The organism is Dactylosporangium sp. NPDC006015, assembly GCF_040614215.1.
In the GTDB taxonomy this organism is placed as follows: Bacteria; Actinomycetota; Actinomycetes; order Mycobacteriales; family Micromonosporaceae; genus Dactylosporangium; species Dactylosporangium maewongense.
The window spans coordinates 96,781-120,310 of sequence record NZ_JBEXUD010000018.1; the positions used below are offsets into that span (position 1 = coordinate 96,781).

Genomic DNA, 23,530 nt, shown 5'->3' on the forward strand with positions numbered 1-23,530 from the left:
TGACGTGTCAAACTCAAGCGAGCTAGCGTGCATGACATGTCAAGCATCAGGGTTGGGGTCGACGTGCCCGCGTCGACGGCGGTGGACCCGGTCGCGGCGGCCCGCGCCGCCGAGGCGCTCGGGTATGACTTCGTGTCCACGTCCGACCATCCGAGCGGCACCGATCCGAGCCACGAGAGCTGGACGATGCTCGCGTGGATGGCGGCGCACACCGAGCGGATCGGGGTCATGCCCAGGGTGCTCGGGGTGCCGTACCGGCGGCCCGCCATGGTCGCCAAGATGGCCGAGACCCTCGACCGGCTCAGCGGCGGCCGGCTGATCCTGGGGCTCGGCGGCGGCTCGTCCGACGAGGAGTTCCGCGCGTTCGGCATTGACGTGCCGTCGCCACGCGACAAGGTCGACGGCCTCGCCGAGGCGATCGAGATCATCCGCGGCCTCTGGACCGGCCCCGCCACCACGTACACCGGCCGCATCCATCACGTCGCCGCCGCGCCGATGGAGCCGAAGCCGGACCACCGGATCCCGATCTGGCTCGGGACGTTCGGGCCCCGCGCCCTCGACGTGACGGGGCGGCTGGCCGACGGGTGGATGCCGTCGCTGGGGTACGCGTCCCTCGAGGCGCTCCCCGCGATGCGTGACCGGGTCCTGGCCGCGGCGGAGCGGGCGGGGCGCTCGCCCGAGGACATCACCTGCGCCCTCAACGTCGAGGTGCGGGCCGGCGACGACACGGCGGACCGGCTGCGGGCGCTCGTCGCGATGGGCTTCACGGTGCTCAACCTGAAGGTGCCCGGCCCGGGCCGGGACGAGCAGGTGGAGCGCCTCGCCCTCGAGGTGCTGCCGCAGCTGCGCTAACGGCGCAGGTCGTGGCGGCGGTGGGTGGCCTTCGACACGAGCGAGGACGGCATGAGGCGGCGCAGCGGGAAGACGACCGGCGCGTTGCTGCCGACGGCGTAGAACGCCTTCGGCCGTGGCGCCTCGACGGCCTTGACGATGGTGGCGGCGACCCGCGCGGCCGGCACGCCCTTGTGCTCGTTGCGGTCGAGGGCGGCCAGCATCCGCTCGAAGTCCGCACGGTGCGGGGAGTCGTCGGCGACGTACTTCGTGCGGCGCTCGCTGATGCCGGTGCTGATCGAGCCGGGCTCGACGGTCGTCAGCCAGACGTCGAACGGTGAGTACTCGTGCCGCGCCCCCTCCGCGAAGCCTTTCAGGGCGGCCTTCGACGCGACGTACGACGAGCGGTACGCCAGCGGGAAGGACGCGAGCATCGACCCGACCATCACGACCCGGCCGTGCCGGCGCGCCCGCATGCCGGGCAGGAGCAGCTGGGCGAGCCGGACGGGCCCGAGGACGTTGACCTGGAACAGCCGGCGCAGCGCGTCGGCGGGGAGGTCCTCGAACGGGCCGGACTGGCTCTCCCCGGCGTTGTTGACCAGCACGTCGACCTGGCCGGAGGCCGCGGCGAGGGCCTCGATGGACGCGTCGTCCTCGAGATCGAGCGGCAGGAGCTCGACCCCCTCGGGCGGGTCCTGCACGGACGCGGGGTGGCGGCTGGTGCCGACGACGCGGTAGCCGCGCGCGGCGAGGGCGGCGGCGGTCGCCTTGCCGATGCCCGACGATGCCCCGGTGACCAGCGCGGTGCGATGCATCGCTGCACCATATCGCCGTCAGGCGGCGAGGGCGATCTCGGCCGCGACCCGGTCCGGCTCGTCTCGCTGTCAGGCGTCGAGGGCGATCTCCGCCGCGACCCGGTCCGGCTCGTCGAGGGGCAGGAACGTGCGACCGCCCGCGACCTCGACGAGGTCGGCGTCGGGGAACGCGTCGCGCAGCCGCCGGGCGAGGCTCAGCTTGAAGAACAGGTCGGCGTCGCCCCAGACGAGGCGGACCGGCTTCGTGAAGGTGTGCAGCCGGGTCGAGACGTCGAGCAGCTCCGCGGGCGAGATCCCGCGCAGGAACGCGGCGGTGTCGCGACGGATCGCCGCGTCGGCGCGCAGCGGCGCGACCCAGCGGGCGGTCAGGGCGGCGTCGAGGGGGTCCCGGGCCAGCCCGCCGTAGCCGGCGATGGAGTGGCGCAGGGCCTTCGCCCGTACCGACGCCGCCAACATGCGCAGCCGAGCGGGCCGCCGACCGGCCTTGACGAGCAGGCCGATGGGCGCCGGAGGGAACTGGTCGAACGCGTCGCAGTTGGTCAGGACCAGCCGCCCGATGCGCTCGTGCCCGGCGTCGATGAGGAACTGGCAGATCGCGCCGCCGGTGTCGTTGCCGACGAGCGTGACGCCGGTCAGGTCGAGCGCGGCGATGAAGTCGCCGAGGAGCGCCGCGATGCCCCGCGGGGTGAGGTCGGTCCCGGGCGGCCACGGCACGCGGTGCGACCCGAGCGGCAGGTCCGGCGCGTAGCTGCGGATGCCGCGGGCGGCGAGCGCGTCGGCGGTGCGGGTCCACAGCTCGGCGTTGACGAGCAGGCCGTGGACGAGCACGACCGGCGGCAGCGCGCTGTCCTCCGGGCCGGTCACGCGGTATTCGATGCGCCCCTGCGGGATGTCGACGGCGGGCATGGCGCCTCCTCGCGATATGTTCAGTGCATGGCACAAGAAACATACGTACTGTCTGTATGAAAAGCAACCGCCGAACCCAGGAGCAGCGTTCGGAGGCGACCCGGGCCGCCCTCATCCAGGCGGCCAGGCCGCTCTTCGCCGCGTCCGGCTTCGCCGCCGTGGGCACCGAGGCGATCGTCCGCGCCGCCGGCGTCACGCGTGGCGCGATGTACCACCAGTTCGCCGACAAGACCGACCTCTTCGCCGCGGTGTTCGAGGCGGTCGAGGCGGACCTGACCCGCCGCATCGACGACGCGGTGGGCGGCAGCGGGCTGACCGACCCGATCGCCCTCATGCGCCTCGGCGCGGCGACCTGGCTGGACGCGTGCGCCGAGCCGGAGGTGCAGCGCATCGTGCTGATCGAGGCGCCGTCGGTCCTCGGCTGGGCCCGCTGGCGGGAGATCAGCCTCCGGTACGGGATGGGCCTCGTGCAGAGTCTGGTCAGCTACGCGATCTCGGTCGGCCGGATCGCCGAGCAGCCACCGGAGCCGCTGTCGCACGTGCTCATCGGCGCCCTCGACGAGGCGGCGCTCTACCTGTCGCAGGCCGCGGACCCGGTGCGGGCCCGCGCGGACATCGGCGCGGTCCTCGACCGCGTCATCGACTCCCTGGCGGTGTGACGTGACCTCCTATCAGGAGCTCGGCGAGGCCGCCTGGGCGTGGACGCTCGCCCAGGTCGGCACCGACGACGACGGCCCGGTGCTGCCCGGGCCGGACCGCGACCGCGAGACGGTGTACGCGGGCGTGCCCGGCCTGGCGCCCGTCCTCGCCGAGCTGCGCCTGCACCGGCCGCTGACCGGCGCCGAGGCGGCGCTCGTGGACGGGATCGTCGCGCGTGTGACGGCCGGCGTCCCGGACCGGGTCGAGCCGTCGCTGTACGACGGCCTCGCCGGCGACGTCACGGTGCTGCGCCTGCTCGCGCCCGGCTCGGAGCGGATCGCGCTGGAGCGGCTCGCGCACCTGCGCACCCCGGACGGCTGGGAGACGACGTTCGACATCAGGCCCGGCAGCCGCGCGCCGCTGACCGACGTCGTCATGGGCACCGCCGGGATCGTGCACGCCGCCACGTGGGCCGGCGGCGACCTCGCCGACGCCATCATGACCACGGGCGGCGAGGCCCTGCTGCGGGCCGCTGAGCCGACGGTCCACGGGCTCGACTGGCGGATGTGGCCGGGGCACCGCTCCAGCAACCCCAACTTCTCGCACGGCACAGCCGGCGTCGCCGCCGCCCTTGCGGTGGCCGGCCGGGCGCTGGACCGGGCCGACTTCGTCGACGCGGCGCGGCGCGGCGGCGAGCACCTGGCCGCGATCGCGGACCTGTCCGGCGACGGGTTCGCCGTCGAGCACACGATCCCGCGGTCGCAACGGGAGGTGGAGCCCGTCACGTACAACTGGTGCCACGGCCCGGCGGGCACCTCACAGCTCTTCCCGGCCCTCGCCGTCGCCGGCATTCCCGAGGTCGGCGGCTTCCCGGTCGACGACCTGCGCCGCCGCTGCCTGCACTCCGTCCTCACCTCCGGCGTCCCGGCCCGCCTGCGCCCCGGCTTCTGGGACAACGACGGCCGCTGCTGCGGCACCGCCGGCGTCGGCGACATCCTCCTCGACGCCGCCCAGTCCACTTCGGACGTTTCGCTGCTCGCGGCCGCCCGCACGATGGCCGACGCGTTGGCGGAGCGCGCGCTGTTCGACGAGGCGGGCGCCCACTGGCGGTTCGTCGAGCACCGCCAGGACCCGCCGCTGCTGCCGCCGAACCCCACCTGGATGCAGGGCTCGGCCGGCATCGCCGCATTCCTGCTCCGCCTCGCCCGCGTCGACCGCGACGGCCTCACCGCCCCCGCCGTCGACCGCCCCGACCAGTGGTGGACCGTCCCGCCGGCGGTGCGGGCCGCCTCGTGAACCCGCCGCGCCGGGCAGTGCCACGCTCGCCGGGGTCCGGACTCCGTCAGGCAGGGGCTCCAGCAACCGTGGTTGCGGCACTGGCTGCTGTCGCACCAGCCGGACACGGACCCGCCGCCCGACCTGGGCCACCTCGCGGCACTGGCCGGCGCCGCCGCGGTCCGTGCCGGCACGGACGCGTGGCTGTGGGTGCCGGTCCGCGACGGCGTGGTCCACCTGCCGGGGCTCGGCAGCGCCGTGACCGGTCCCGCGCCTGGCGGTGCCACGCTGTCGGTCACCCCGGTCGGCTTCACCGTGGTGGCGTCCGGGCAGGCACCGGTCGCCGTGTCGTGGCTGGAGGACCGGCCCGCCGCGGGGCCGGGCTGGTTGCCGGCACGGCACGCCGGACCCGCCGGCTGGCGCGTGCTGCTGGACGACCTTGACCCCGGCCGGGACTGCCACGGCTGGGCTGTCACCGGCCGCCTCGGCGACGCCGACGTCACCGCATGGGACGGGCGGCTCAGCGAGGCGTGGACGGTGCTCGCCGAGCAGGCACCCGAGTACCTTCCCGCGTTGCGCGCCGGGGTGCGCACCGTCGTGCCGCTGCGGGCCGACCCCGGCGGCGCCCTGCGCGGCGCCACCCACCGCGACGCGTTCGCGGCGGTCGGGTTGGCCGAAGCGGGCGGGGCGCAGACGGCCGTGCGGTCCAGCAGTTCTTCGACGACCTGTCCCGGGAGCTGCGCCGGCTGCTGGGCATCGACGGTGAGCGCAGCGTCGGCTTCCTGGACTGGCCGAGTTCGTGTCCCACATGCCGCAACTCATCAGTGAGGCGGTCCGTCAGTACCTGAAGAACGCACCGTCGAGATCCTCGCGCCAGATCCCGTCGCGGCGGTTGCGCCTGACCACCGGCGAGCAGTCGTCCGACCCCACCTTCTGAGAGCGAGTCGATGATGGATCGCAACGGTCAGGTGATCACCTTCTACTCGTTCAAAGGCGGCACCGGCCGGACCATGGCGCTGGCCAATGTCGCGTGGATCCTCGCCGAGCGGGGCAAGCGTGTGCTGGTGGCGGACTGGGACCTGGAGTCGCCTGGCCTGCACCGGTTCTTCAACCCGTTCCTGGACGAGGCCGCGGTCCGGCAGCGTGCCGGTGTGATCGACATGATCCGCGAGGTCGAGAACAGGGCCATCAACGCCCAGCAGCCACGGGCGTTGCCGGCGGGCTGGGAGGCGCACTTCGCCAACACCCAGAGGTTCGCGTTCTCGATCGAGTACGACTTCGCCGAGGGCGGCAGCATCGACTTCCTGTCCGCCGGCCGGCAGAACCAGGACTACAAGCCGACCGTCGGCGCGCTGGACTGGGACGCCTTCTACGACAACCTCGACGGCGGCAAGTTCTTCGACGCGCTGCGCGCGGACATGAAGCGCAACTACGACTACACGCTGATCGACGGCCGCACCGGCCTGAGCGACGTCGCCGACATCTGCACCATCCACCTGCCCGACATCCTCGTCGACTGCTTCACGCTCAGCGAGCAGGGCATCGACGGTGCCGCGTCGGTCGCCCAGGCGGTCAGCCAGCAGTACCACAACCGCAAGATCCGGGTGCTGCCGGTGCCGATGCGGGTCGACCTCGCCGAGAAGGACAAGGCCGAAACCGGGCGCTCGCACGCGAGGCTGCGCTTCGCCGGCCTCCCCAGCGGGCTCAGCGACGCGGACCGCGACCGCTACTGGTTCGACGTCGAGGTGCCCTACCTGGCCTGGTACGCCTACGAGGAGACACTCGCCACCTTCGGCGACCAGCGCGGGGCGAAGACGTCGCTGCTCACCGCCTACGAGAACATCACCGCCGAGGTGACCGACGGCGAGGTCACCTCCATGCCGCGGCTCGACGAGACACTGCGGACGCAGTGGCGGGACCGGTTCCAGCGCAAGCGGGCCGTGTGGACCGCCGAGATCGTGCTGCGGCACGCCCCGCGGGATCAGGTGTGGCACGAGTGGATCGAGCGGCTGCTCGCCGCGAGCGGCGTCACCGTGCTCGACCCCGCGCAGGCGCAGCGGTCGACCCGGCCGCCGCGGTCCATGGTGATCGTGTCGTCGTCCTATCTCGAGGCGGGCCTGCCGCTGCCGGAGGGCTCGCTGGCGGTCTACGTCGACGAGACCACGCCGCTGCCGGAGCTCGCCGCGGACACCTCGGTGTTCCTCAGCGGGCTGTCGGCCAGGGACGCGGTCGAGAAGGTCACCGGCCTGCTCGGCCGGCCCGCGCCGGACGCCGACGCCGGGCGCTATCCCGGCAGGGGTCCGGACGTCACCAATGCGCCGGTCGCCAACGTGCAGTTCACCGGCCGGGACCTGACGCTCAGCGGCCTGCGCGCGGCGCTGCGTCAGGCCCGCCCCGGCAACCCGGCCGTCGCCGTGCTGTACGGGCTCGGCGGCGTCGGCAAGACCCAGGTGGCGCTGGAGTACGTGCACCGCTTCGGCGCCGCCTATGACCTCGTCTACTGGATCAACGCCGAGCCGAAGATCCTCATCGACAGCGCCTTCGCCGACCTCGGCGAGCGCATGGGCCTGCCCCGCCTGCAGAACGTGCCGCTGAGCATCCGCGCCGTCCTGCAGGCGCTGAGCCGCACCACCGACTACGCCCGCTGGCTGATCGTGTTCGACAACGTCGACGAGCTCGCCGACATCGAGAGCTTCCTGCCGTCCGGCGGCCACGGCCACGTCATTGCCACCACCCGCAACCAGACGTGGGGCGACAGCGCCGAGACCCTCCCGGTCGAGGTGTTCACCCGCCAGGAGAGCGTCGCGCACCTGCGCCGCCGGGTGAAGGACATCTCCGTCGACGAGGCGGGCCAGATCGCGGAGCTGCTCGGCGATCTGCCCATCGCCGTCGCTGTCGGTGGCGCGCTGCTCGCCACCAGCGGCACGACGCCGGCGCAGTACCGGGAGCAGATCGCCGCCGGTGAGACCGACGCCGCCGTCAACGCGCTGTGGGAGCTGTCGCTCAACCAGCTCCAGACCGAGTCGCCGGGCGCCTACCGGCTACTGGAGGTCTGCTCGCTGCTCGCCCCGGACATCGCACTGGACCTGCTGAACAACAACTCGATGCTGGACCTGCTGCGGCGCACGGACGCGACCCTGCTCGGGCGCCCCAGCGCCGCCAAACTCATCCAGCAGCTCAACCGGCTGGCACTGCTCAAACTCGACAACAGCGCCCGCCGCATCCAGGTGCACCGGATCCTGCAGAACGTCGTGCGTGCCCGGATGCCGCGGGAGGAGATCGAGTCGACCCAGCGCGACATCCTGCAGGTGTTCGCCAAGGTGCGCCCCGAGGACGACGTGGACAACGCCAGCACCTGGGACCGGTACCGGATGCTCTGGCCGCACCTGGAGGTCGAGGCCGGGCCCGAGTCCGCGGTCAGATCGCTGTTCGACATGGCCCTCGTGTCCGACGACCCGGCCGTGCTGGAGTTGATCGTCGACCGCATCCGCTACGTGTGGGTCCGCGGCTCGTTCATGCAGAGCCACGACCTCGCCGTGCGGATCGAGCAGGCCTGGCGGGAGCGGCTTGCGTCGCTGACCGACGCGGCGGAGCGGGAGCGGCTGCTCGTGCCGCTGCTGCGCGCGCAGTTCAACCACGCCAACGCGCTGCGCGACCTCGGCCGGGTGCTGGAAGCCCGCGACTTGGACACCGAGACGCTGCGGCAGCAGACCGAGCTGCTCGGCGACACGGCGTCCGACACGCTCATGACGGCCGGTGGTCTCGGTGCCGATCTGCGCGCGCTGGGCTACTACGGGCAGGCGCTGGAGCGCGACCGCACCACGTACGCGACCTGGTCCCAGGAGTACGGTGAGTACTACCCCAAGACGCTCGCGGCGCAGCACAACCTCGCCTCGTCGCTGCGCCTGGCCGGCCACTTCGCCCTGGCCCGCGAGCAGGACGAGCAGGTCGTGCAGCTCGGCGAGGTCGTCCTCGGCCGCCGGACGTTCTTCCACCTCTTCTCGCAGGGCTCGCTCGCCCGGGACCTGCGCGAGCTCGGCGACTACGACCGGTCGATCGGCATGCTGCTGGAGGTCGTCGCCGGATTCGGGGAGCTCCGGGGCGACGAGGCGGTCTGGACGCTCAGCGCCCGGGTCAACCTCGCGGTGTCCATCCGCAGCGCCGGCCGTGCCCACGAGGCCCAGCCGATCCTGGACGACTGTTACCGGACCCTGGACCGCCAGTTCGGCGCCGACAACCCCGACACCCTCGCCTGCCGGCTGAGCCGCGCCACGAACCTGCTGTCGCTGCAGAAGACTGCCGAGGCGCGGCGGGAGACCGACGCGGTCCGCGCGGCGTACACCAGCGCGCTCGGCCCGAAGCACCCGCACACGCTCGTGTGCGAGAACAACCTCTCGGCGATCGAACGGGTGCTCGGCAACCTCGACGCCGCGCTGGTCGCCGCCGAGGCGGCCTGCGAAGGGCTCACCGCCGCGCTGCACGACCGGCACCCGTTCCTGCTCGCCGCCCAGATGAACCTGGCGGTGATCCTGTATGAGACCGGCCGCGTCGAGGAGGCGGTTGCCCTCGCGCTTCGGGTTGCCGACCTGACCGCCGACGGGATCGGCGTCAGGCACCCCGACGCCCTGCGGGCCCGCGCCAACGCCTCCCTCATGGACTCACCCACGGGCGTCGACCCGCAGGTCCTCGCCGACCTCGATGCGGCTCTCGGCGACCGGCACCCAGTAGTGAAGGCGGTGCAGGAGGGCAGGCTCCTGCACCGCCTTCTGGACCCGCACCCGTTCTAGGCCGGACGGGCGCCGGGCTCGTACGCTGAGCGCCGTGAAGGCGGTGGCAGTGGTGGCGGCGGTGCTCGCGGGGTCGGCCTTGCTCGCCGGGTGCGGTGCGGAACCGCCGCCGGCGCCAATGTCGCCGTCGGCCGGTCCGTCGACCGGTCCGTCGGTGGGGCCCGCGTCGCCGTCGGGGCCCGCGTCGCCGTCGGTGCCGGTGGAGCTGACGCTCGCGTTCGGCGGGGATGTGCACTTCACCGAGCGGACCGCCGGGCTGTTGAAGGACCCGGCGACCGCGGTCGGGCCGATGGCCGAGGTGCTGTCGGCGGCCGACCTCGCCGTGGTCAACCTGGAGACGGCGGTCACCACGCGGGGGACGCCGGAGCCGAAGGAGTTCCACTTCAGGGCGCCCGTCACGGCGTACGACGCGGTCAAGGCAGCCGGGATCGACGCCGTCTCGATCGCGAACAACCACGCGCTCGACTACGGCAGGGTCGGGTTCGCCGACACGCTGGACGGTGCGGCCGCGAAGGGCATGCCGGTGTTCGGGGGCGGGCGGACGATCGACGAGGCCTACGCGCCGCTCATCCTGACCGCGCGCGGGGTGCGGGTGGCGATCGTCGGCTTCAGCCAGATCCACACCCTCGCGGAGAGCTGGAAGGCCGGGCCCGCGACGCCCGGGATCGCCGTCGCGTGGGACGTGCCGCGGGCCGTCGCCGCGGTGAAGGCCGCGCGCGAGCGGGCCGACGTCGTGGTCGTGTTCAACCACTGGGGCACGGAGCGCGAGTCGTGCCCGAACGACAACCAGAAGACCTTCGCAGCCGCGCTCGCCGAGGCCGGCGCCGACATGATCATCGGGGCGCACGCGCACGTGCTGCAGGGCGACGGGTGGCTCGGGCGGACCTACGTCGCCTACGGGCTCGGCAACTTCGTCTGGTACGTGGGGTCCGCCGACACCGGGGTGCTGAAGGTGCGGGTGCGCGGCCGGGACGTGGTCGGGGCGGAGCTGGTCCCGGCGGTCGTGTCCGGCACCGGCCAGCCGAAGGTGCTCACCGGTACATCGGCCGCCGCCGCGACCAAGCGCTTCGCCGACCTGCGGCGCTGCACCGGGCTGGCGCCCGCCCCGCCCGCGGCCTGAACGACGGCCGGGGCGGGCACCAGGGTTTCAGACCGCCGCGTTCGCGCTGACGAGGAAGCCGGTGTTCACCCGGGCGCCGCCGCTGTCGTAGCAGGCGACGTCGCGCACGATCGTGTCCGTGGCGCTGTGCACCCACGGCGCGAGCAGGTTGCAGAACTCCGACGTGCCGCCGGACGCGGTCACCTGGACGGTGTCGGGCAGCCCGACCAGCCGCGGGAACGTGACGAGCGACAGCCCGACGCCGGCGCCCATGAGCGTGTTGACGCCGAAGCCGGCCTGCGAGTTGAAGTTCGTCGACGGCGGGCCGACCGGCGGGCGGAACCACAGGTACCCGAAGTAGCGCGGCGGCCAGCCCGCACCCCACAGCGACTGGTTGTACTGGTAGGACAGCGTGAACCGGGTCTTGAACGGCGCGCCGGTCGACGTGAAGCAGGCGACGTACGCGACCTGGCCGGCGGGGCTCGACGTCCAGTTGCGCACCTTGCACCGCGCCGGGGTGCTGTTGACGGCCGTCACCTGGAGGCTGCCGTCGATCGGGCCGGCGGTGCTGAGGCCGGGCAGCTTGACCTCGTAGACGCCGCCGCCGAGCGGGGTGACGCCGTTGACGGCGCCGGAGGAGTTGAACTGGTCGACCATGGTCCCGGTCGCGTCGTTCCAGTCCACGTAGCCGAACCGGCCGTTGATCGCACTGCTGATGGGGGCGGAGCTGCTGTCGAACAGGGCGGTGAAGGCCGTCGCCACGAGCGCGCCGCCGGGCTGGGAGCACTGCACGACGACGATCTCGTCGGTGCCGGACGGGCCCCACTTGACCGCCTGGCAGAAGCGCGGCCCGGAGTTGATCGCGGTGACGTGCACGACGCCGCCCTTGGCGGCCTGACCGGGGAACTTGATCGTGTAGATGCCGACCGGACCGGGGGAGACGCTGGTCGCCGCCGGCCACGTGCCCGACGGGACCGTGGCGGCGCCGTTCCACAGCACGAACCCGACCGCGTCGGGCAGCGCCGCGGCAGCGGGCGAGACGGCGCCGAAGACGGCGGCGAGCGTGGTGACCAGGGCGATGAGCGGGGCGGGAAGCTTCCTGCGCATGTTGACCCTCCTCCTGGCGGAAAGGAGTGGACAGGACACCGCGAACGCAATCACATCTATCAATATCTTGGGAGTGATCAGACGCTATACCGACAGTGCCGTTCCGGCGGCTCCGGCCCGACCCGAGGAGCCGGGTCGCGGCCCGTGGAGGCACGATGGTGGCCATGGACCTTGGGGGCGTGGCGTCGGCGCATGAGACGACGGACCAGCTGGCGGTGCGCCGCGCCAACCTGAGCCGGACGCTGCGCCACATCCGCGCCAACGGGCCGAGGTCGCGCGCGGCGATCGCCGCGGCCACCGGGCTGCACAAGACGACCGTGTCGAGCCTCGTGGAGGAGCTGCTCAGCCGGCGGCTGGTGCGCGAGACCGGGCTCGAACGCTCCGGCAACGCCGGCCGTCCGGGCCGGGTGGTGGCGCTGTCACCGGAGCTGGGCGCGGTCGGCATCGAGATCAACGTCGACTACCTGGCGGTCCACGCCTGCGACCTCACCGGCCGGACCGTCGTCGAGCGGCGGGTCGGGTTCGACGCGCGGCGCCGCGACGTCGAGGGGTGCCTGGACGACCTGGCGGCGGCCGCCGACCGTACCCTCGCCGAGCTCGCCGACCACGGCGTGACCCCGGTCGGCCTGACCGTCGCGGTCCCCGGCCTGGTCGACGTCGCGCGCGGCGTGGTGGTCGTGGCGCCGAACCTCGGCTGGCACGACGTGCCCGTCGTGTCCCGTCTCGCCGCCGGCCTCGACCCCGCGCTGCAGGTGGGGGTGGACAACGACGCGAACCTGGCGGCCCTGGCCGAGTACACGTGGGGTGTCGCCGCAGGCACCGCCGATCTCGTCTACCTGACCGGCTCGGTCGGCGTCGGCGGCGGGGCGATCGTCGACGGCCGGCTGCTGCGCGGCGCCGACGGGTTCTCCGGCGAGATCGGCCACCTGCCCGTCGAGCCCGTCGGCGACCCGTGCGGCTGCGGCCGGACCGGCTGCTGGGAGACCAAGGTCGGCCTCGCCGAGCTGGTCCGCCGGATCACGCCCGAGTTCGCGTACGGCCTCGGCGACGGCCCCGTCCCCGACCCCCGCGAACGCATCGCCGAGGTGCGCCGCCGGCTCGACGCCCGCGACCCGGCGGCCCTGGAGGCGGTCGCCGGGATCGGCCGCTGGCTCGGCCACGGCGGCGCGATCCTGGTCAACCTGTTCAACCCGCGGGTGGTCGTGCTCGGCGGCTACTTCGCCGACCTGGCCGACCACCTGATCCCCGCCGCGCAGGCGCAGCTCACCCGCCTCGCCATGGCCTCCCCGGCCGCCCGCTGCCACTTCGTCGCGTCCAACCTCGGCTTCACCGCCGCCGCCCGCGGCGGTGCCGGCGCCGTCATCGAGCGGATGATCGAAGTCCCCACTTGAGCAGAACGCCGGTCGATCGCGGCATCGCCGGCTGTCACAATGTCCGGATGACGGGCCTCCCCGGTGCTCAGGGCGTCCAGAACGGCGACCACGATGTCCAGTGGGACTTCTGGTGGCACGACCGGCACATCGACGCGGCGACGCCGGCGCTGTCCGCCGAACGCGTCCGCGAGCAGCACGCCGCCGGCGCCGCGATCGGGGCGTTGTACGAGCGGATGCACGGCACGACGGGCTGGCTGGGCCTCCCGACGTCCGGCGAGGTCGACGCCCGGGCGGAGCCGGTCGAGGAGTGGTGCTGCTACGCCACGTTCGAGGGCGGGGCGATCTACTGGAAGAGCGCCCACGGCGCCGTCGCGGTGTCGAGGGTCGTGGCGGACCTGCTGGCAGGCGATGCCGAACTGGCCCGGAAGCTCGGCTTCCCGGTCGCCGCCGAGCGGCCGATGCTGCACGACGTCGACGACGGGGTGCAGCACTTCGAGCACGGGGTGGTGACGATCCGCGGCGGTGTGGCCGAGGCGTGGGTCCGGCCTTAGGGGGTGTCTCACTTGGTGAGGTCCTTGCCTCGGGCATGATCTTCTGTTTGTGGCGGATGTTGTCGAGGATATGATCCAGACCTGGGCGCCGGACGACCTGTGGCAGGTCGCGCAACCGTTGATTCCGGTTGCTGCGAAACGACCTCAGGGCGGCGGGAAGCGCCGCGCGGACGACCGGGCGGTGCTCGCCGCGATCGCGTACATGGTCCAGGCCGGGTGTTCGTGGCGGAAACTCCCTGCGGTGTTCTTCGGAGTGTCCCGGCCGACGGTGCACCGCCGGTTCACCGAGTGGACCCGGCACGGACTGTGGGAACAGATCCACCACGAGCTGCTGCACCGGCTGCAGGTCGCCGGTGGGATCGACTGGACCCGGGCGATCGTCGACTCGATCAGTGTCCGGGCTGTGAAAAGGGGGACCTGACCGGGCCAAACCCGGTCGACCGTGGCAAACCGGGCTCGAAGATCCACGTCTTGTGCGACCGGCGCGGGATACCGCTGCAGGTGCTGATCTCCGCTGCGAACACCCCGGACGCGCAACTGCTGTTCCCGCTGCTGGACGCGTTCACGCCCGTACGCGGACGGCGTGGCCGGCCCCGTCACCGTCCGGAGAAGCTGCACGCGGACAAGGCCTACGACCAGAAAGCGATCCGGGCCGAGGTCGAACGCCGCGGCATCCGGGTTCGCATCGCCCGCAAGGGCGTGGAGTCCTCCGAGCGGCTGGGCCGGCACCGGTGGATCGTCGAGTCGTGCCTGTCCTGGTTCACCAACAACCGGCGCCTTGTGCGCCGCTATGAACGCAAAGCCGAGCACTTCCAAGCCTTCACCGACCTCGCAGCCATCCTCATCTGCCACCGACGACTCACCAAACTCACCAAGTGAGACACCCCCTTAGGGAGTCGGGTCGAGGCCGAGGTTGCGGTACCAGACGCCACCCGCGGGCGGGGTCGTGAAGGCGGTCGCGGCGACGGTGTTGCCCTCGAGGTCGTTGTCGTGGACGCGGGGTGACATGCAGGTGCCGTGGGTGGTGGTGCGCAGGCCGTGCGTCTGGGTCCGGTGCCCGCCGCGGTCCCACACCCGGTTGTCCCGGATCGTCGGCGTGTCGGTGCGGGCCCCGAGGGTGATGCCGGCGCGCACCGGTGGCGCGTCCGGCAGCCGGTACGCGGTGCCTTGCCGCGGCGTGGCCTCCGGCCAGGCGGTGGCCGCGCCGGGGCGGACCGGCGCGAGGACGAGCTCGGTCGCGGTGTTGGCCACGACCACGGCCCGCTGCGAGCCCGCGGCGACCATCTTGCCGGCCTGCCCGTCCGGCACCCAGCCGGCCGACGCGTCGCGCACCGACAGCCGCTCGTACACGACGGACGCACCGCCACCGGTGGACGCGGGCGACACCTGGCGGCCGTTGCCGCGGACCCGGTTCCCGGCGATGCAGGCGTCCACGACGGGGGAGTCGACGAACACGCCGTCGAGGGCGTTGCCCCAGATGTCGTTGCCGGTGACGGTGATGTCCGCGCACGAGTGGTCGGCGTCGCCGGGCAGGGGCGGGACGCCGCGGACCGACGGTCCGAGGTTGTGCTGCCAGTACCCGTAGCGGCCGTTGCGACTGATGCGGTTGCCTTCCACGGTGTACGGGCCGGGCGTGTTGCCGATCGCGACGCCGTCCCACACGTTGCCGTCGATGACGCAGCCGGTGGCGATGCCGCCGCGGCCGGCGACGGACGACGTGCCGAGCGCCGACACGTCGAAGCCCGCCTGATGGTTGGCGGTCATCGTGCACGCCGACACGACGAGCCCGTCGGCGCCCCAGTCGGAGATGCCGAAGCGGTTGCCTTCCGCGTGGCAGCCGACGACGCGGATGCCACGCGGCGGGGTCCAGTGCCACTTCTGCAGCTCGAAGAAGATGCCGCTGGTGCCGTTGCCGACGGTCGTGCACGCGGTGACGGCGAGCCGCTCGGTGTCGCCCCAGCCGCCGATCCCGATGCCGATGCCGGCGCCGCCCTCCTCCTCGCCGTTGTTCAGCCGGCCGCAGCGCACGGCGCGGACGGCGTCCACGACGGTGTCCTGCAGGAAGTCGCAGCCGAACCCGGTCGCGCCGGTGTCGTGGATGTACAGGTCGTGGAATCGGCCCCGCAGCACGTACTGCAGGAACAACCCCTTGGCCGCCACGTCGTAGGCGGGCAGGGTGACGCCCGAGCCGTCGATCTCGAAGTGCGCGAAGGTGCAGTCGGCGAGGTGGTTGTCGCGGCCCGCGCCGTGCTCCCGGGTGGTGAAGACGGCGAGCGGGGTCGGCCCCGTCGGCCGGGACGGGTTGGCCAGCAGGAACCGGGTGGCGCCCGGCCCCGCACCGATGAGCGACACGCCGCTGCGCCACCTGATGCCTTCGTCGTGGATGGCGTACGCCCCAGCCGGGCAGACGATGGTGCGGGGCTGGCCGTCCGCGGCGTAGGCGGCGCCGAGGCTCTCGACGAGCGCGGCGAGCGCCGGCCGGTCGTCGGTGGTCCCGTCCCCGGCGAGCCCGTGCGTCCTGGCGTCGGCGACGAGTGGTTCGGCGATCCGAGTCACCGCGGTCGCCTACCCACCTGACCGTGCGCAAACGTGGTCAGCCCGCCCAGGCGTGAGCGGCACCGCAGCGGGCATGGAGTGAGGGCATCGCAGCGGGCGGGAGTGGGCATGAGTGGGGCGAAGGGTGGGCTCATCCGCCGGATGGTGCTGGCGACCTGCGTGCTGGTGGTGTTCGTCGGCGGGGCGTTCGCGACGCTGCTGGTGTCGATCAGCGAGAACCGGGAGACGGCCCGGCTGTCCCAGCGCTCGCACGAGCTGTTCGCCGCCGCCGACCAGGTCAACCGGCACACCATCGAGCTCCGCGCGGCCCAGGAGTCCTACGCGCTGTCCGGCGACAAGGAGTTCCTCGCCAGGTGGCAGACGGCGCACACCGCCCTGGTCGAGTCGAACCAGCACCTCGAGGCCCTCGCCACCACCGACACCCAGCGGCAGCAGACGCGGCAGATCGCGCAGACCAGCACGGCGTTCGCCGACGAGGTCTCGCGGCCCGCGGTGGAGGCGGCGCAGCGCGGCGACGCCGGCGCCAAGTCGGCATCGGTGCTGCTGGAAGGGGACCGCCGCATCGACCAGCTCCACACCGACCTCAGCGTGCTGCGGGAGACGGAGCGGGACGTCATCCAGGCCCGCGACACGGAGACCGCCGCGACGGCCAACCGGGAGATGATCGCGATCATCGCGGGCATCGCCGGGTCGGCGCTCGCCATCGCGCTCGTCGGCGGCTACCAGACCCGCCTGCTGGTGCAGCCGATCCGCCGGGCCGCCGCGATGGCCGACCGGCTCGCCGGCGGCGCCCTGGGCACCCGCATGCCAGAGACGGGCAAGGCGGAGATCGGCCGGCTGGAGCGGTCGTTCAACGTGATGGCCGAGGCACTGCAGCACAGCGTCGGGACGCAGTCGGCGCTGCGGCGGGTCGCCACCCTCGTCGCCCATGGCGGCACCCCGGGCGAGGTGCTGGCGGCGGTCGTCGAGGAGCTGGGGCGGCTCGTCGGCACGGGCGCGGCGCGGATCGTGCGGTTCGAGGCCGACGGCACCGCGACCGTCGTCGCGGCCTGGGGGGCTCCGGACCCGGAGATGCCGGTCGGCGCGCGCGTGTCCCTGGGCGATGACACCGCCACCGGCATCGTCCAACGCACCGGGCAGACCGCCCGGATGGGCAGCTTCGACGGGGCGACAGCGCTGGTCGCCATCCACGCGCGGGAGCTCGGCGCGCACGCGTCCGTCAGCGCCCCGATCAGCGTGGCCGGCCGCCTCTGGGGCGCGGTGACGGTGTTCGCGATGGGGGACCAGCCGATGCCGCCGGACGCCGAGGAACGCCTCACGGCGGCCACCGACCTCATCGGCACCGCCGTCGCCAACGCCCAGGCCCACGACGACCTCGCCGCGTCGCGGACCCGGGTGGTGCTCGCCACCGACGAGGCCCGCCGGCGCATCGAACGCGACCTGCACGACGGCGTCCAGCAGCGGCTGCTGTCACTCGGCCTCGACGTCCGCCGGATCCAGCACACCGTGTCGGCGCGGCAGCCCGAGCTGCGCGCGGAGCTGTCGGAGGTGGTGGACGGGATCAACGGGACCGTCGACGACGTGCGGGAGATCTCGCGGGGCGTGCACCCGGCGATCCTGACCGAGGGCGGCCTGAAGCCGGCGCTGAAGGCGCTCGCCCGGCGGTCCGCGGTCGATGTGGACGTCGACCTCGACCTGGCGGACCGGCTGCCCGGACCGGTCGAGGTCGCCGCGTACTACGTGGTCGCCGAGGCCCTCGCCAACGCCGCGAAGTACGCGTGCGCCACCCGCATCGAGGTGCGCGGGGCGGTGCGGGACGGCCGGCTCGACGTGTCGGTCCGCGACGACGGCGTCGGCGGCGCCGACCCGGGCCGCGGATCGGGGCTCGTCGGGCTCGCCGACCGCGTCGAGGCGCTCGGCGGCACGATCCGGGTCGACAGCCCCGCGGGCCGCGGCACCCATTTGCGGGTACAGCTGCCGCTTTTGCACACCTGAATGCTCCTTAACCCATTTCGTGCACCCCTTCCCGCTCCCTCGATCATTGCCGCGTGTCAATATCATCTCTGTGACAGCAATGACGCTCACGTATGCTTCGGGCTGTTCGGGCCACGCGTCCCTCACCCGATCGGGGAGCAACTGCCGATGAGTCAGGTCCTCCGCCGTAACGCGGCGTTTCTCGTCCTGGTGGCGCTCGCCGTCGCCTGCGCCGCCGTGGTGTGGTTCGTCCTGCCGCACGACCGCGAGGTCAAGTCCCTCGCGATCTTCCTGTTCAAGCTGCTGCCGTTCGTCTTCGCCGCGGAGGCGATCGCCCGCCTCGACGTCGAGCTGGCCCGGCGGCTGCACCTGGTGCGGATCCTGGTCCCGGCCGCGTTCTGCGTGTTCTTCCTCTACTTCGTGCCGAAGATCTTCTTCTACCTGGACGATTTCCCGACCGTCTATTACCACATTCTCGTGCTGACGCCGATCGTCATCATGTCGCTCACCCTCGCGTACCGGCTCGGCGGCGGCACACCCGGCAACGCCCGCCGGATCGCCTACGCGATGCTGCTCATCATGGTCTCCGGTCTGGAGGACCTGGCGTTCCTCACGGTCAACGACCACACCGACCCGCAGTGGGCGACCATCCCCGACGTGTGGACCTGGGCGTCGCACATGACGGTGTTCCTCGGCCACCCGCCGACCAAGTACGAGGCGTACGCCTTCATCGCCGTCCACGTCGTCCTCGTCATCCTCGTGCTGGCCGCGCCCGACCGGTGGTTCCGCCTCGGCCGGGCGAAAGGTGACGCGCAGGCGCCGGCAGCGACGCAGTCCACCAGCGTGTGAGGAGACGGGCCATGCCGACATCGACGTCGCTGGTCACCGGGGGCGCCGGGTTCATCGGCGCGAACGTGGCCCGTTGCCTGCTCGCCGGCGGCCACCGCGTCGTCGTCCTCGACGACCTCAGCGGCGGATCGCCGTACAACGTCCCCGACGGCGCCGTCTTCCGGCGCGGCAGCGTCTGCGACCCGGCCGTCGTCGACGCGCTCTTCGCCGAGTTCGGGTTCGACTACGTGTTCCACTTCGCCGCGTACGCCGCCGAAGGGCTCAGCCACTTCATCAAACGGTTCAACTACACCAACAACGTGCTCGGCAGCGTCACCCTCATCAACGCCGCCGTCAACGCGGGCACCGTCCGCTGCTTCGTGTTCACCTCGTCGATCGCCGTCTACGGCAGCAACCAGGTGCCGATGAGCGAGGAGCTGGTGCCGGCGCCGGAGGACCCGTACGGCATCGCGAAGCTCGCCGTCGAGCAGGAGCTGCGGGTCACCCACGACATGTTCGGGCTGCCGTACGTCATCTTCCGGCCGCACAACGTCTACGGCGAATACCAGAACATCGGCGACCGGTACCGCAACGTCATCGGCATCTTCATGAACCAGGCGCTGCGGGGTGAGCCGTTCACCGTGTTCGGCGACGGCGAGCAGGTCCGCGCCTTCACCCACATCAGCGACGTCGCGCCGGTCGTCGCCCGGTCCGTGACCACCCCGGCCGCCTACAACGAGACGTTCAACATCGGCGGCGACAGCGTCTACTCGCTCAACGCGCTCGCCCGCGCGACCGCCGCCGCGATGGACGTGCCGCTGCGGGTCACGCACCTGCCCGCCCGCAACGAGGTCCGGCACGCGTACGCCGACCACACCAAGGTGCGCAAGTGCTTCGGCCTGGATGAGGGCGAGGTGCCCCTCGAGGCCGGACTCGCGGCCATGGCGGCCTGGGTGCGCGGGCAGGGGCCGCGCGAGCCGTCGGTGTTCGACGCGATCGAGGTGCGGCGCAACCTGCCACCGTCATGGCGGGCCGTGCTGCGCGACTGAGGTCATTGTCCGAGGTGTACGGGGAGGTCGCATGCGTGAGATCCCACGGCAACGGTCCGGCGAGCCGGCGCCCGCTTCGCTGACCGCGTTCATCCCGTGCTTCAACGAGGAGGGGCAGGTCGACGAGGTCCACGCGACCATCGACGCCGAGCTGTCCGGCTACCCGGGGCTGGAGATCCTGTTCGTCGACGACGGCTCCACCGACGGCACCCTCGCCAAGGTGAAGGCCCTCGCCGCCCGGGACCCGAGGGTGCGGTACGTGTCGTTCTCCCGCAACTTCGGCCTCGAGGCCGCGCACGGCGCCGGGTTCCGCTACGCCGGCGGCGAATGGGTCGTGCAGCTCGACGCCGACCTGCAGTCACCGCCGGCCGAGGCGCCGAAGCTCATCGCGAAGGCACTCGAAGGCTACGACGTGGTGTACGGGATCCGTCGCGAGCGGCACGACCCGCTCTTCCGCCGCCTCGGATCCGCGGCGCAGCAGCGCCTCGCGCAGCGGCTCTTCGGCGTCGACCTCGTCTACGGCTCGTCGGTGTTCCGGGTCGTGCGCGCCGCCGTCGCCCGCCGCGCCGTCGACATGCGCCTGGCCACCCCGTACTTCGTCGCGACGATGCCGCTGCTCGGGGCCCGCTGGGCGACCGTCGACGTCGCGCACCGGCAGCGGCAGGACGGCGGGTCGCGGTGGGCGGTGTGGCGGCTGTTCTCGCACAGCGCCGAGCTGTTCTTCGGCTTCTCGCTGCGGCCCCTGGTGTGGCTGTACGCGGCGGTCGCCTGCGCGGTGCCGGTCGTGATCGCCGCGGGACGGCCGGGCGTGGTGGCCGGGGAGGTGGTGCTGCTCGCCGCCGTCGGGATCCTCGCCGCCTATGTGCACCGTCTCGTGCGCGGCTCGGTGCGGCCCAGGCTGTACTACGTGCGGGAGGCCAACATTCCCATCGAGCCGGGGGACATGCTGTACGCGGCACCCCCGGGGTCAGCCGTCTCCGGCCGTCTCGCTGAGACGGAGGCCGCGCGATGATGCTCATTCTGGGGGCGAGCGAGGACCAGCTGCCCGTCTACCTCGAGGCCCGCCGCCGCGGCATCCCCACCATCGGCGTCGACATGCGCACCGACCGGCCCGCGTACCCGTACGCCGACGTGTGGCTGCCGGTCAGCATCAAGGACCACGAGGGGATCGTCGCCGCGCTCGACGGGCGCCGCCCGACCGCCGTGGTCGCCGCGGCCAGCGAGGCCGGCCTGTGGACCTGGCACGAGCTCAGCCACCGCTACCGCCTGCCGTTCCGGTTCCCGGCCGCCGCGGCCCGCGCGTCGCTGGACAAGGCCGCCTTCCACGACGTCGTGCGGGCGACCGGCGTCCCCGGCTACCACTGGCGGCGCAGCGCCGACCGGGCCGTCCTGACCGCCGCCGCGCACGACATCGGCTTCCCCGTCGTCGTCAAGCCACCGGACACCTCCGGCAGCAAGGGCATCACCCTCGTCTCGCACGCTTCGGAGCTGCCCGGCGCGTTCGACTACGCCGCCCGCTTCACCGCACCCGGCGGGCCGCTGCTCGTCGAGGAGTTCGTGTCGGGCCGCAACCTCACCGTCGACGTGTTCATGCGGGCCGGACGGGTCGCGTTCGCCGGCATCACCGAGAAGCGGATGGTGCCCGGCCCGCGCTTCGTCATCGGCGGGCACGCCGCGCCCGCCACCATCGGTCTCGCCGTCCGCGGCCGGCTCGTCACCGCGGCCGGCCGGCTGTGCCGCGCGATCGACCTGTTCGACGGCCCCGCCAACTTCGACGTCATCCTCCGCGCCGACGGCTCGTTCGCCGTCCTGGAAGCCAACGCCCGCCTGTGCGGCAACGCCTTCCCGTTGCTGATGCGGCACATGTACGGCGTGGACACCGTCGCCGCCCTGGTCTCGATGGTCCTCGGCGAGCCGTTCGACCTCACCCCGACCCAGGAGCACGCGGGCATCATCCACGTGCTGGCCTCGCCGCTGCCCGGCGACGCGATCCTCACCGCGGTCGGCGGCGTCACGGAGGCCCGGCAGCTGCCCGGTGTCGTGTGCTGCGAGGTGTACGCGGAGCCGGGCGCGACCGTCCACCCGTTCGACCAGGCGGCGAACAAGATCGGCTACCTCGTCGTCACCGGCCCCGACCCGGCCACCGCCCAGGTCCGCCTGGCCGCCGCCCTCGCCGTGCTCCGGCTGGAGTTCACGGCGAGGGTCCCGGTCGGCCAACTGGGTCAGTCGACGAGCGTGGTCGTCCACAGCGACAGCGAGTAGGAGCTGCCGCCCCCGGTCATCGCGCCGACGATCCGGGCGTGCTCGCCGAGGATCAGCCGGTGGGTCTGGTCGCCCTTGACGGTGATGGAGAGGGCCCCGTGCCCGACGTCGTCGATGGTCTCCCGGCCGAGGGTGACGCCCGGCAGGCCGGTCAGGATTCGCAGCAGCGCCGACCGCAGCACCGGCGGGACGATCACGTCGGCGGTGCGGGCGAGGTCGCTCACCAGGTTCCAGGCGAACCAGGCCCGCACCTCGTCGGTGCAGCCACTGGGCGGGCACGGCGCGTCGAGCAGCATCGTGCGCAGCCTGCCGGGGTCGGCGGCCAGTCCCGCCAGGTACTCGGGTGTCGGCTGGCGCAGCGACGGGCCGTCCTTGGCGAACGTGGTCCGTTGCTGCTGCACGTACTCGGCGGCGGTGGTGGTCAGGATCAGCCCCTCGGGTTCGTACAGCGACGTCTCGGTCCGGCGGATCCCGTTGTCGAACAGCCGCACCTCCGACCTGATGTGCTGCCCCGCATGGACCTCGGCCGCCGCCGGGCCGGCCAACGCCAGCCGGACCAGCGCATCGACCGGGCGCGCCCACTCCTCGGCTGAGGCCGGCAGGCTCGGCGTGCCCGCGCCTCCGGGCCGCAGCGGAGCCGTGTCGGTGCCGCGGGCGACGAGCGCGACGGCGACGACCAGGCCCACGACGACGACGCCGGCGAGGGCGGGCACCCACGACCTCGCCGGTGAGCGTCGCGCTGTCCTTTCGCCGGTGCCCGCGAGCACCCGCGCCCGTGCGCGGGCAAGGTTGGCCGGCTGGTCGAACCGGGCCCGGAGCGCGCGGATCTCATCGATGTCGCGAACGTCGTTCACGGTGTGCTCCCAGAGTCAGCGTCAGAGTCGGAGTCAGGCGGTAGGTCGATCGCGGCGCGGACGCTCGCCCGGGCCCTGCTGAGCGCGGACCGCACCGAGCCGATCGGGATGTCGAGCGCCACGGCGATCTCGGCATAGGACAGTTCGGCGATCGCGAACAGCAGCAGGACGTCACGCTGCCGGCGCGGCAGCGCGGCGAGAGCGCCGGCGAGCCGGCGGCCGGTCCTGGTCGCGTCGACCCGTTCCGCGCTGCGGGTGTCGTGCGAGTCGACCACCCCCGTCACACCGCCGAACGGGTCGACACCGACCCTGGCCAGGGCCCGGTAGGCCCGCACCTCGTCCCGCCGGTGCCGGCGCAGCAGGTTGGTCGCGATGCCGTACAGCCAGGCGAGGGGCTCGCCGGGCCCGGCGATGCGGTCCCGGTGCCGGTGCGCGACCAGGAACACCTCGGCGACGAGGTCCTCGGCGGCGACCGGGCCGACGCGGTGGGCGCAGTACCGGTAGACACGCTCGCTGTATGCGTCGAACAAGGCCGCCACATCCGGTGGCGAGACGTCACGCGCCCCGGTCGTCAGTGCGTTCATGCCCTGTTTCTGCCCGGAGTGCCCGTGCCGGTTCCCCTGC

At 72.9% G+C, this 23,530-nt stretch carries 20 protein-coding genes; 14 read left to right on the forward strand and 6 right to left on the reverse strand.

Annotation, left to right across the window (positions count from 1 at the left end):
• Positions 1–36 precede the first annotated feature (36 nt).
• Positions 37–852, forward strand: coding sequence for an LLM class flavin-dependent oxidoreductase (locus ABZ321_RS29615; protein WP_354897234.1), 816 nt, complete (start codon positions 37–39; stop codon positions 850–852).
• Here ABZ321_RS29615 and ABZ321_RS29620 read toward each other — a convergent pair.
• Complete coding sequence (locus tag ABZ321_RS29620) at positions 849–1,646, reverse strand: SDR family oxidoreductase (protein WP_354897237.1); 798 nt, start codon at positions 1,644–1,646, stop codon at positions 849–851. The two genes, ABZ321_RS29615 and ABZ321_RS29620, sit on opposite strands and share 4 nt — an antisense overlap.
• A 69-nt stretch (positions 1,647–1,715) precedes the next feature.
• On the reverse strand, positions 1,716–2,552 hold the full coding sequence (locus ABZ321_RS29625) for an alpha/beta hydrolase (RefSeq protein WP_354897240.1): 837 nt from the start codon (positions 2,550–2,552) through the stop codon (positions 1,716–1,718).
• 56 nt (positions 2,553–2,608) lie between these two features.
• On the opposite strand from ABZ321_RS29625, the gene ABZ321_RS29630 reads away from it, so the two are divergent.
• The 5 genes from ABZ321_RS29630 (at position 2,609) to ABZ321_RS29650 (ending at position 10,373) form a co-directional block, all read left to right on the forward strand.
• Complete coding sequence (locus ABZ321_RS29630; protein ID WP_344505149.1) at positions 2,609–3,211, forward strand: TetR/AcrR family transcriptional regulator; 603 nt, start codon at positions 2,609–2,611, stop codon at positions 3,209–3,211.
• Between the two features lies 1 nt (position 3,212).
• A complete protein-coding gene (locus ABZ321_RS29635; RefSeq protein ID WP_354897243.1) occupies positions 3,213–4,487 on the forward strand; it encodes a lanthionine synthetase LanC family protein in 1,275 nt (424 codons plus the stop codon).
• A gap of 72 nt (positions 4,488–4,559) precedes the next feature.
• Positions 4,560–5,294 carry a hypothetical protein gene (locus ABZ321_RS29640; RefSeq protein ID WP_354897246.1) on the forward strand — a complete coding sequence of 245 codons (735 nt, stop codon included), beginning with the start codon at positions 4,560–4,562 and terminating at the stop codon, positions 5,292–5,294.
• A 122-nt stretch (positions 5,295–5,416) separates the two neighbouring features.
• The gene (gene fxsT, locus ABZ321_RS29645; RefSeq protein ID WP_354897249.1) at positions 5,417–9,253 is read left to right on the forward strand and encodes an FxSxx-COOH system tetratricopeptide repeat protein; all 3,837 of its coding nucleotides are present in this window, start codon (positions 5,417–5,419) and stop codon (positions 9,251–9,253) included.
• 34 nt (positions 9,254–9,287) lie between these two features.
• Entirely contained in the window at positions 9,288–10,373 is a 1,086-nt protein-coding gene (locus tag ABZ321_RS29650) for a CapA family protein (protein WP_354897252.1), read from the forward strand.
• Positions 10,374–10,400: 27 nt separating this feature from the next.
• Here the strand turns inward: ABZ321_RS29650 and ABZ321_RS29655 are convergent, their stop codons facing one another.
• On the reverse strand, positions 10,401–11,459 hold the full coding sequence (locus ABZ321_RS29655) for a hypothetical protein (protein ID WP_354897255.1): 1,059 nt from the start codon (positions 11,457–11,459) through the stop codon (positions 10,401–10,403).
• 164 nt (positions 11,460–11,623) lie between these two features.
• On the opposite strand from ABZ321_RS29655, the gene ABZ321_RS29660 reads away from it, so the two are divergent.
• The 3 genes from ABZ321_RS29660 (at position 11,624) to ABZ321_RS29670 (ending at position 14,262) form a co-directional block, all read left to right on the forward strand.
• Complete coding sequence (locus ABZ321_RS29660) at positions 11,624–12,850, forward strand: ROK family transcriptional regulator (RefSeq protein WP_354897258.1); 1,227 nt, start codon at positions 11,624–11,626, stop codon at positions 12,848–12,850.
• A gap of 47 nt (positions 12,851–12,897) precedes the next feature.
• The gene (locus ABZ321_RS29665) at positions 12,898–13,383 is read left to right on the forward strand and encodes a hypothetical protein (protein WP_354897261.1); all 486 of its coding nucleotides are present in this window, start codon (positions 12,898–12,900) and stop codon (positions 13,381–13,383) included.
• Positions 13,384–13,453: 70 nt separating this feature from the next.
• A protein-coding gene (locus ABZ321_RS29670; protein ID WP_354897264.1) for an IS5 family transposase occupies positions 13,454–14,262 on the forward strand; the annotation gives its coding sequence in 2 pieces (ribosomal slippage) (positions 13,454–13,789 and positions 13,792–14,262; 807 coding nt in all).
• A gap of 9 nt (positions 14,263–14,271) precedes the next feature.
• On the opposite strand, the gene ABZ321_RS29675 is transcribed toward ABZ321_RS29670, so the two are convergent.
• Positions 14,272–15,939, reverse strand: coding sequence for a right-handed parallel beta-helix repeat-containing protein (locus tag ABZ321_RS29675; protein ID WP_354897267.1), 1,668 nt, complete (start codon positions 15,937–15,939; stop codon positions 14,272–14,274).
• Between the two features lie 108 nt (positions 15,940–16,047).
• Here ABZ321_RS29675 and ABZ321_RS29680 point away from each other — a divergent pair, with 108 nt between their 5' ends.
• The 5 genes from ABZ321_RS29680 (at position 16,048) to ABZ321_RS29700 (ending at position 22,052) form a co-directional block, all read left to right on the forward strand.
• A complete protein-coding gene (locus tag ABZ321_RS29680; protein ID WP_344505139.1) occupies positions 16,048–17,934 on the forward strand; it encodes a HAMP domain-containing protein in 1,887 nt (628 codons plus the stop codon).
• A gap of 147 nt (positions 17,935–18,081) precedes the next feature.
• Positions 18,082–18,762, forward strand: a complete 681-nt coding sequence (locus ABZ321_RS29685) for a hypothetical protein (protein WP_344505138.1) — start codon at positions 18,082–18,084, stop codon at positions 18,760–18,762.
• Between the two features lie 11 nt (positions 18,763–18,773).
• Positions 18,774–19,790 carry an NAD-dependent epimerase/dehydratase family protein gene (locus ABZ321_RS29690; protein ID WP_354897271.1) on the forward strand — a complete coding sequence of 339 codons (1,017 nt, stop codon included), beginning with the start codon at positions 18,774–18,776 and terminating at the stop codon, positions 19,788–19,790.
• 31 nt (positions 19,791–19,821) lie between these two features.
• The gene (locus ABZ321_RS29695; RefSeq protein WP_354897274.1) at positions 19,822–20,802 is read left to right on the forward strand and encodes a glycosyltransferase family 2 protein; all 981 of its coding nucleotides are present in this window, start codon (positions 19,822–19,824) and stop codon (positions 20,800–20,802) included.
• Entirely contained in the window at positions 20,799–22,052 is a 1,254-nt protein-coding gene (locus tag ABZ321_RS29700; protein WP_354897277.1) for an ATP-grasp domain-containing protein, read from the forward strand. Before ABZ321_RS29695 ends, ABZ321_RS29700 begins: the two co-directional genes overlap by 4 nt.
• Here the strand turns inward: ABZ321_RS29700 and ABZ321_RS29705 are convergent.
• Positions 22,013–22,906 carry a hypothetical protein gene (locus ABZ321_RS29705; protein WP_354897280.1) on the reverse strand — a complete coding sequence of 298 codons (894 nt, stop codon included), beginning with the start codon at positions 22,904–22,906 and terminating at the stop codon, positions 22,013–22,015. The genes ABZ321_RS29700 and ABZ321_RS29705 overlap by 40 nt on opposite strands.
• Positions 22,903–23,490 carry an RNA polymerase sigma factor gene (locus tag ABZ321_RS29710; protein WP_344505133.1) on the reverse strand — a complete coding sequence of 196 codons (588 nt, stop codon included), beginning with the start codon at positions 23,488–23,490 and terminating at the stop codon, positions 22,903–22,905. Before ABZ321_RS29710 ends, ABZ321_RS29705 begins: the two co-directional genes overlap by 4 nt.
• Between the last annotated feature and the right edge of the window lie 40 nt (positions 23,491–23,530).

Bases quoted from the DNA above. Each gene is read 5' to 3' on its own strand.
- ABZ321_RS29665 (WP_354897261.1), top strand. From the start codon at position 12,898: ATGACGGGCCTCCCCGGTGCTCAGGGCGTCCAGAACGGCGACCACGAT.
- ABZ321_RS29655 (WP_354897255.1), bottom strand. From the start codon at position 11,459: ATGCGCAGGAAGCTTCCCGCCCCGCTCATCGCCCTGGTCACCACGCTC.
- ABZ321_RS29690 (WP_354897271.1), top strand. From the start codon at position 18,774: ATGCCGACATCGACGTCGCTGGTCACCGGGGGCGCCGGGTTCATCGGC.
- ABZ321_RS29695 (WP_354897274.1), top strand. From the start codon at position 19,822: ATGCGTGAGATCCCACGGCAACGGTCCGGCGAGCCGGCGCCCGCTTCG.
- ABZ321_RS29710 (WP_344505133.1), bottom strand. From the start codon at position 23,490: ATGAACGCACTGACGACCGGGGCGCGTGACGTCTCGCCACCGGATGTG.
- ABZ321_RS29700 (WP_354897277.1), top strand. From the start codon at position 20,799: ATGATGCTCATTCTGGGGGCGAGCGAGGACCAGCTGCCCGTCTACCTC.
- fxsT (WP_354897249.1), top strand. From the start codon at position 5,417: ATGGATCGCAACGGTCAGGTGATCACCTTCTACTCGTTCAAAGGCGGC.
- ABZ321_RS29660 (WP_354897258.1), top strand. From the start codon at position 11,624: ATGGACCTTGGGGGCGTGGCGTCGGCGCATGAGACGACGGACCAGCTG.
- ABZ321_RS29680 (WP_344505139.1), top strand. From the start codon at position 16,048: ATGAGTGGGGCGAAGGGTGGGCTCATCCGCCGGATGGTGCTGGCGACC.
- ABZ321_RS29685 (WP_344505138.1), top strand. From the start codon at position 18,082: ATGAGTCAGGTCCTCCGCCGTAACGCGGCGTTTCTCGTCCTGGTGGCG.
- ABZ321_RS29630 (WP_344505149.1), top strand. From the start codon at position 2,609: ATGAAAAGCAACCGCCGAACCCAGGAGCAGCGTTCGGAGGCGACCCGG.
- ABZ321_RS29625 (WP_354897240.1), bottom strand. From the start codon at position 2,552: ATGCCCGCCGTCGACATCCCGCAGGGGCGCATCGAATACCGCGTGACC.
- ABZ321_RS29615 (WP_354897234.1), top strand. From the start codon at position 37: ATGTCAAGCATCAGGGTTGGGGTCGACGTGCCCGCGTCGACGGCGGTG.
- ABZ321_RS29620 (WP_354897237.1), bottom strand. From the start codon at position 1,646: ATGCATCGCACCGCGCTGGTCACCGGGGCATCGTCGGGCATCGGCAAG.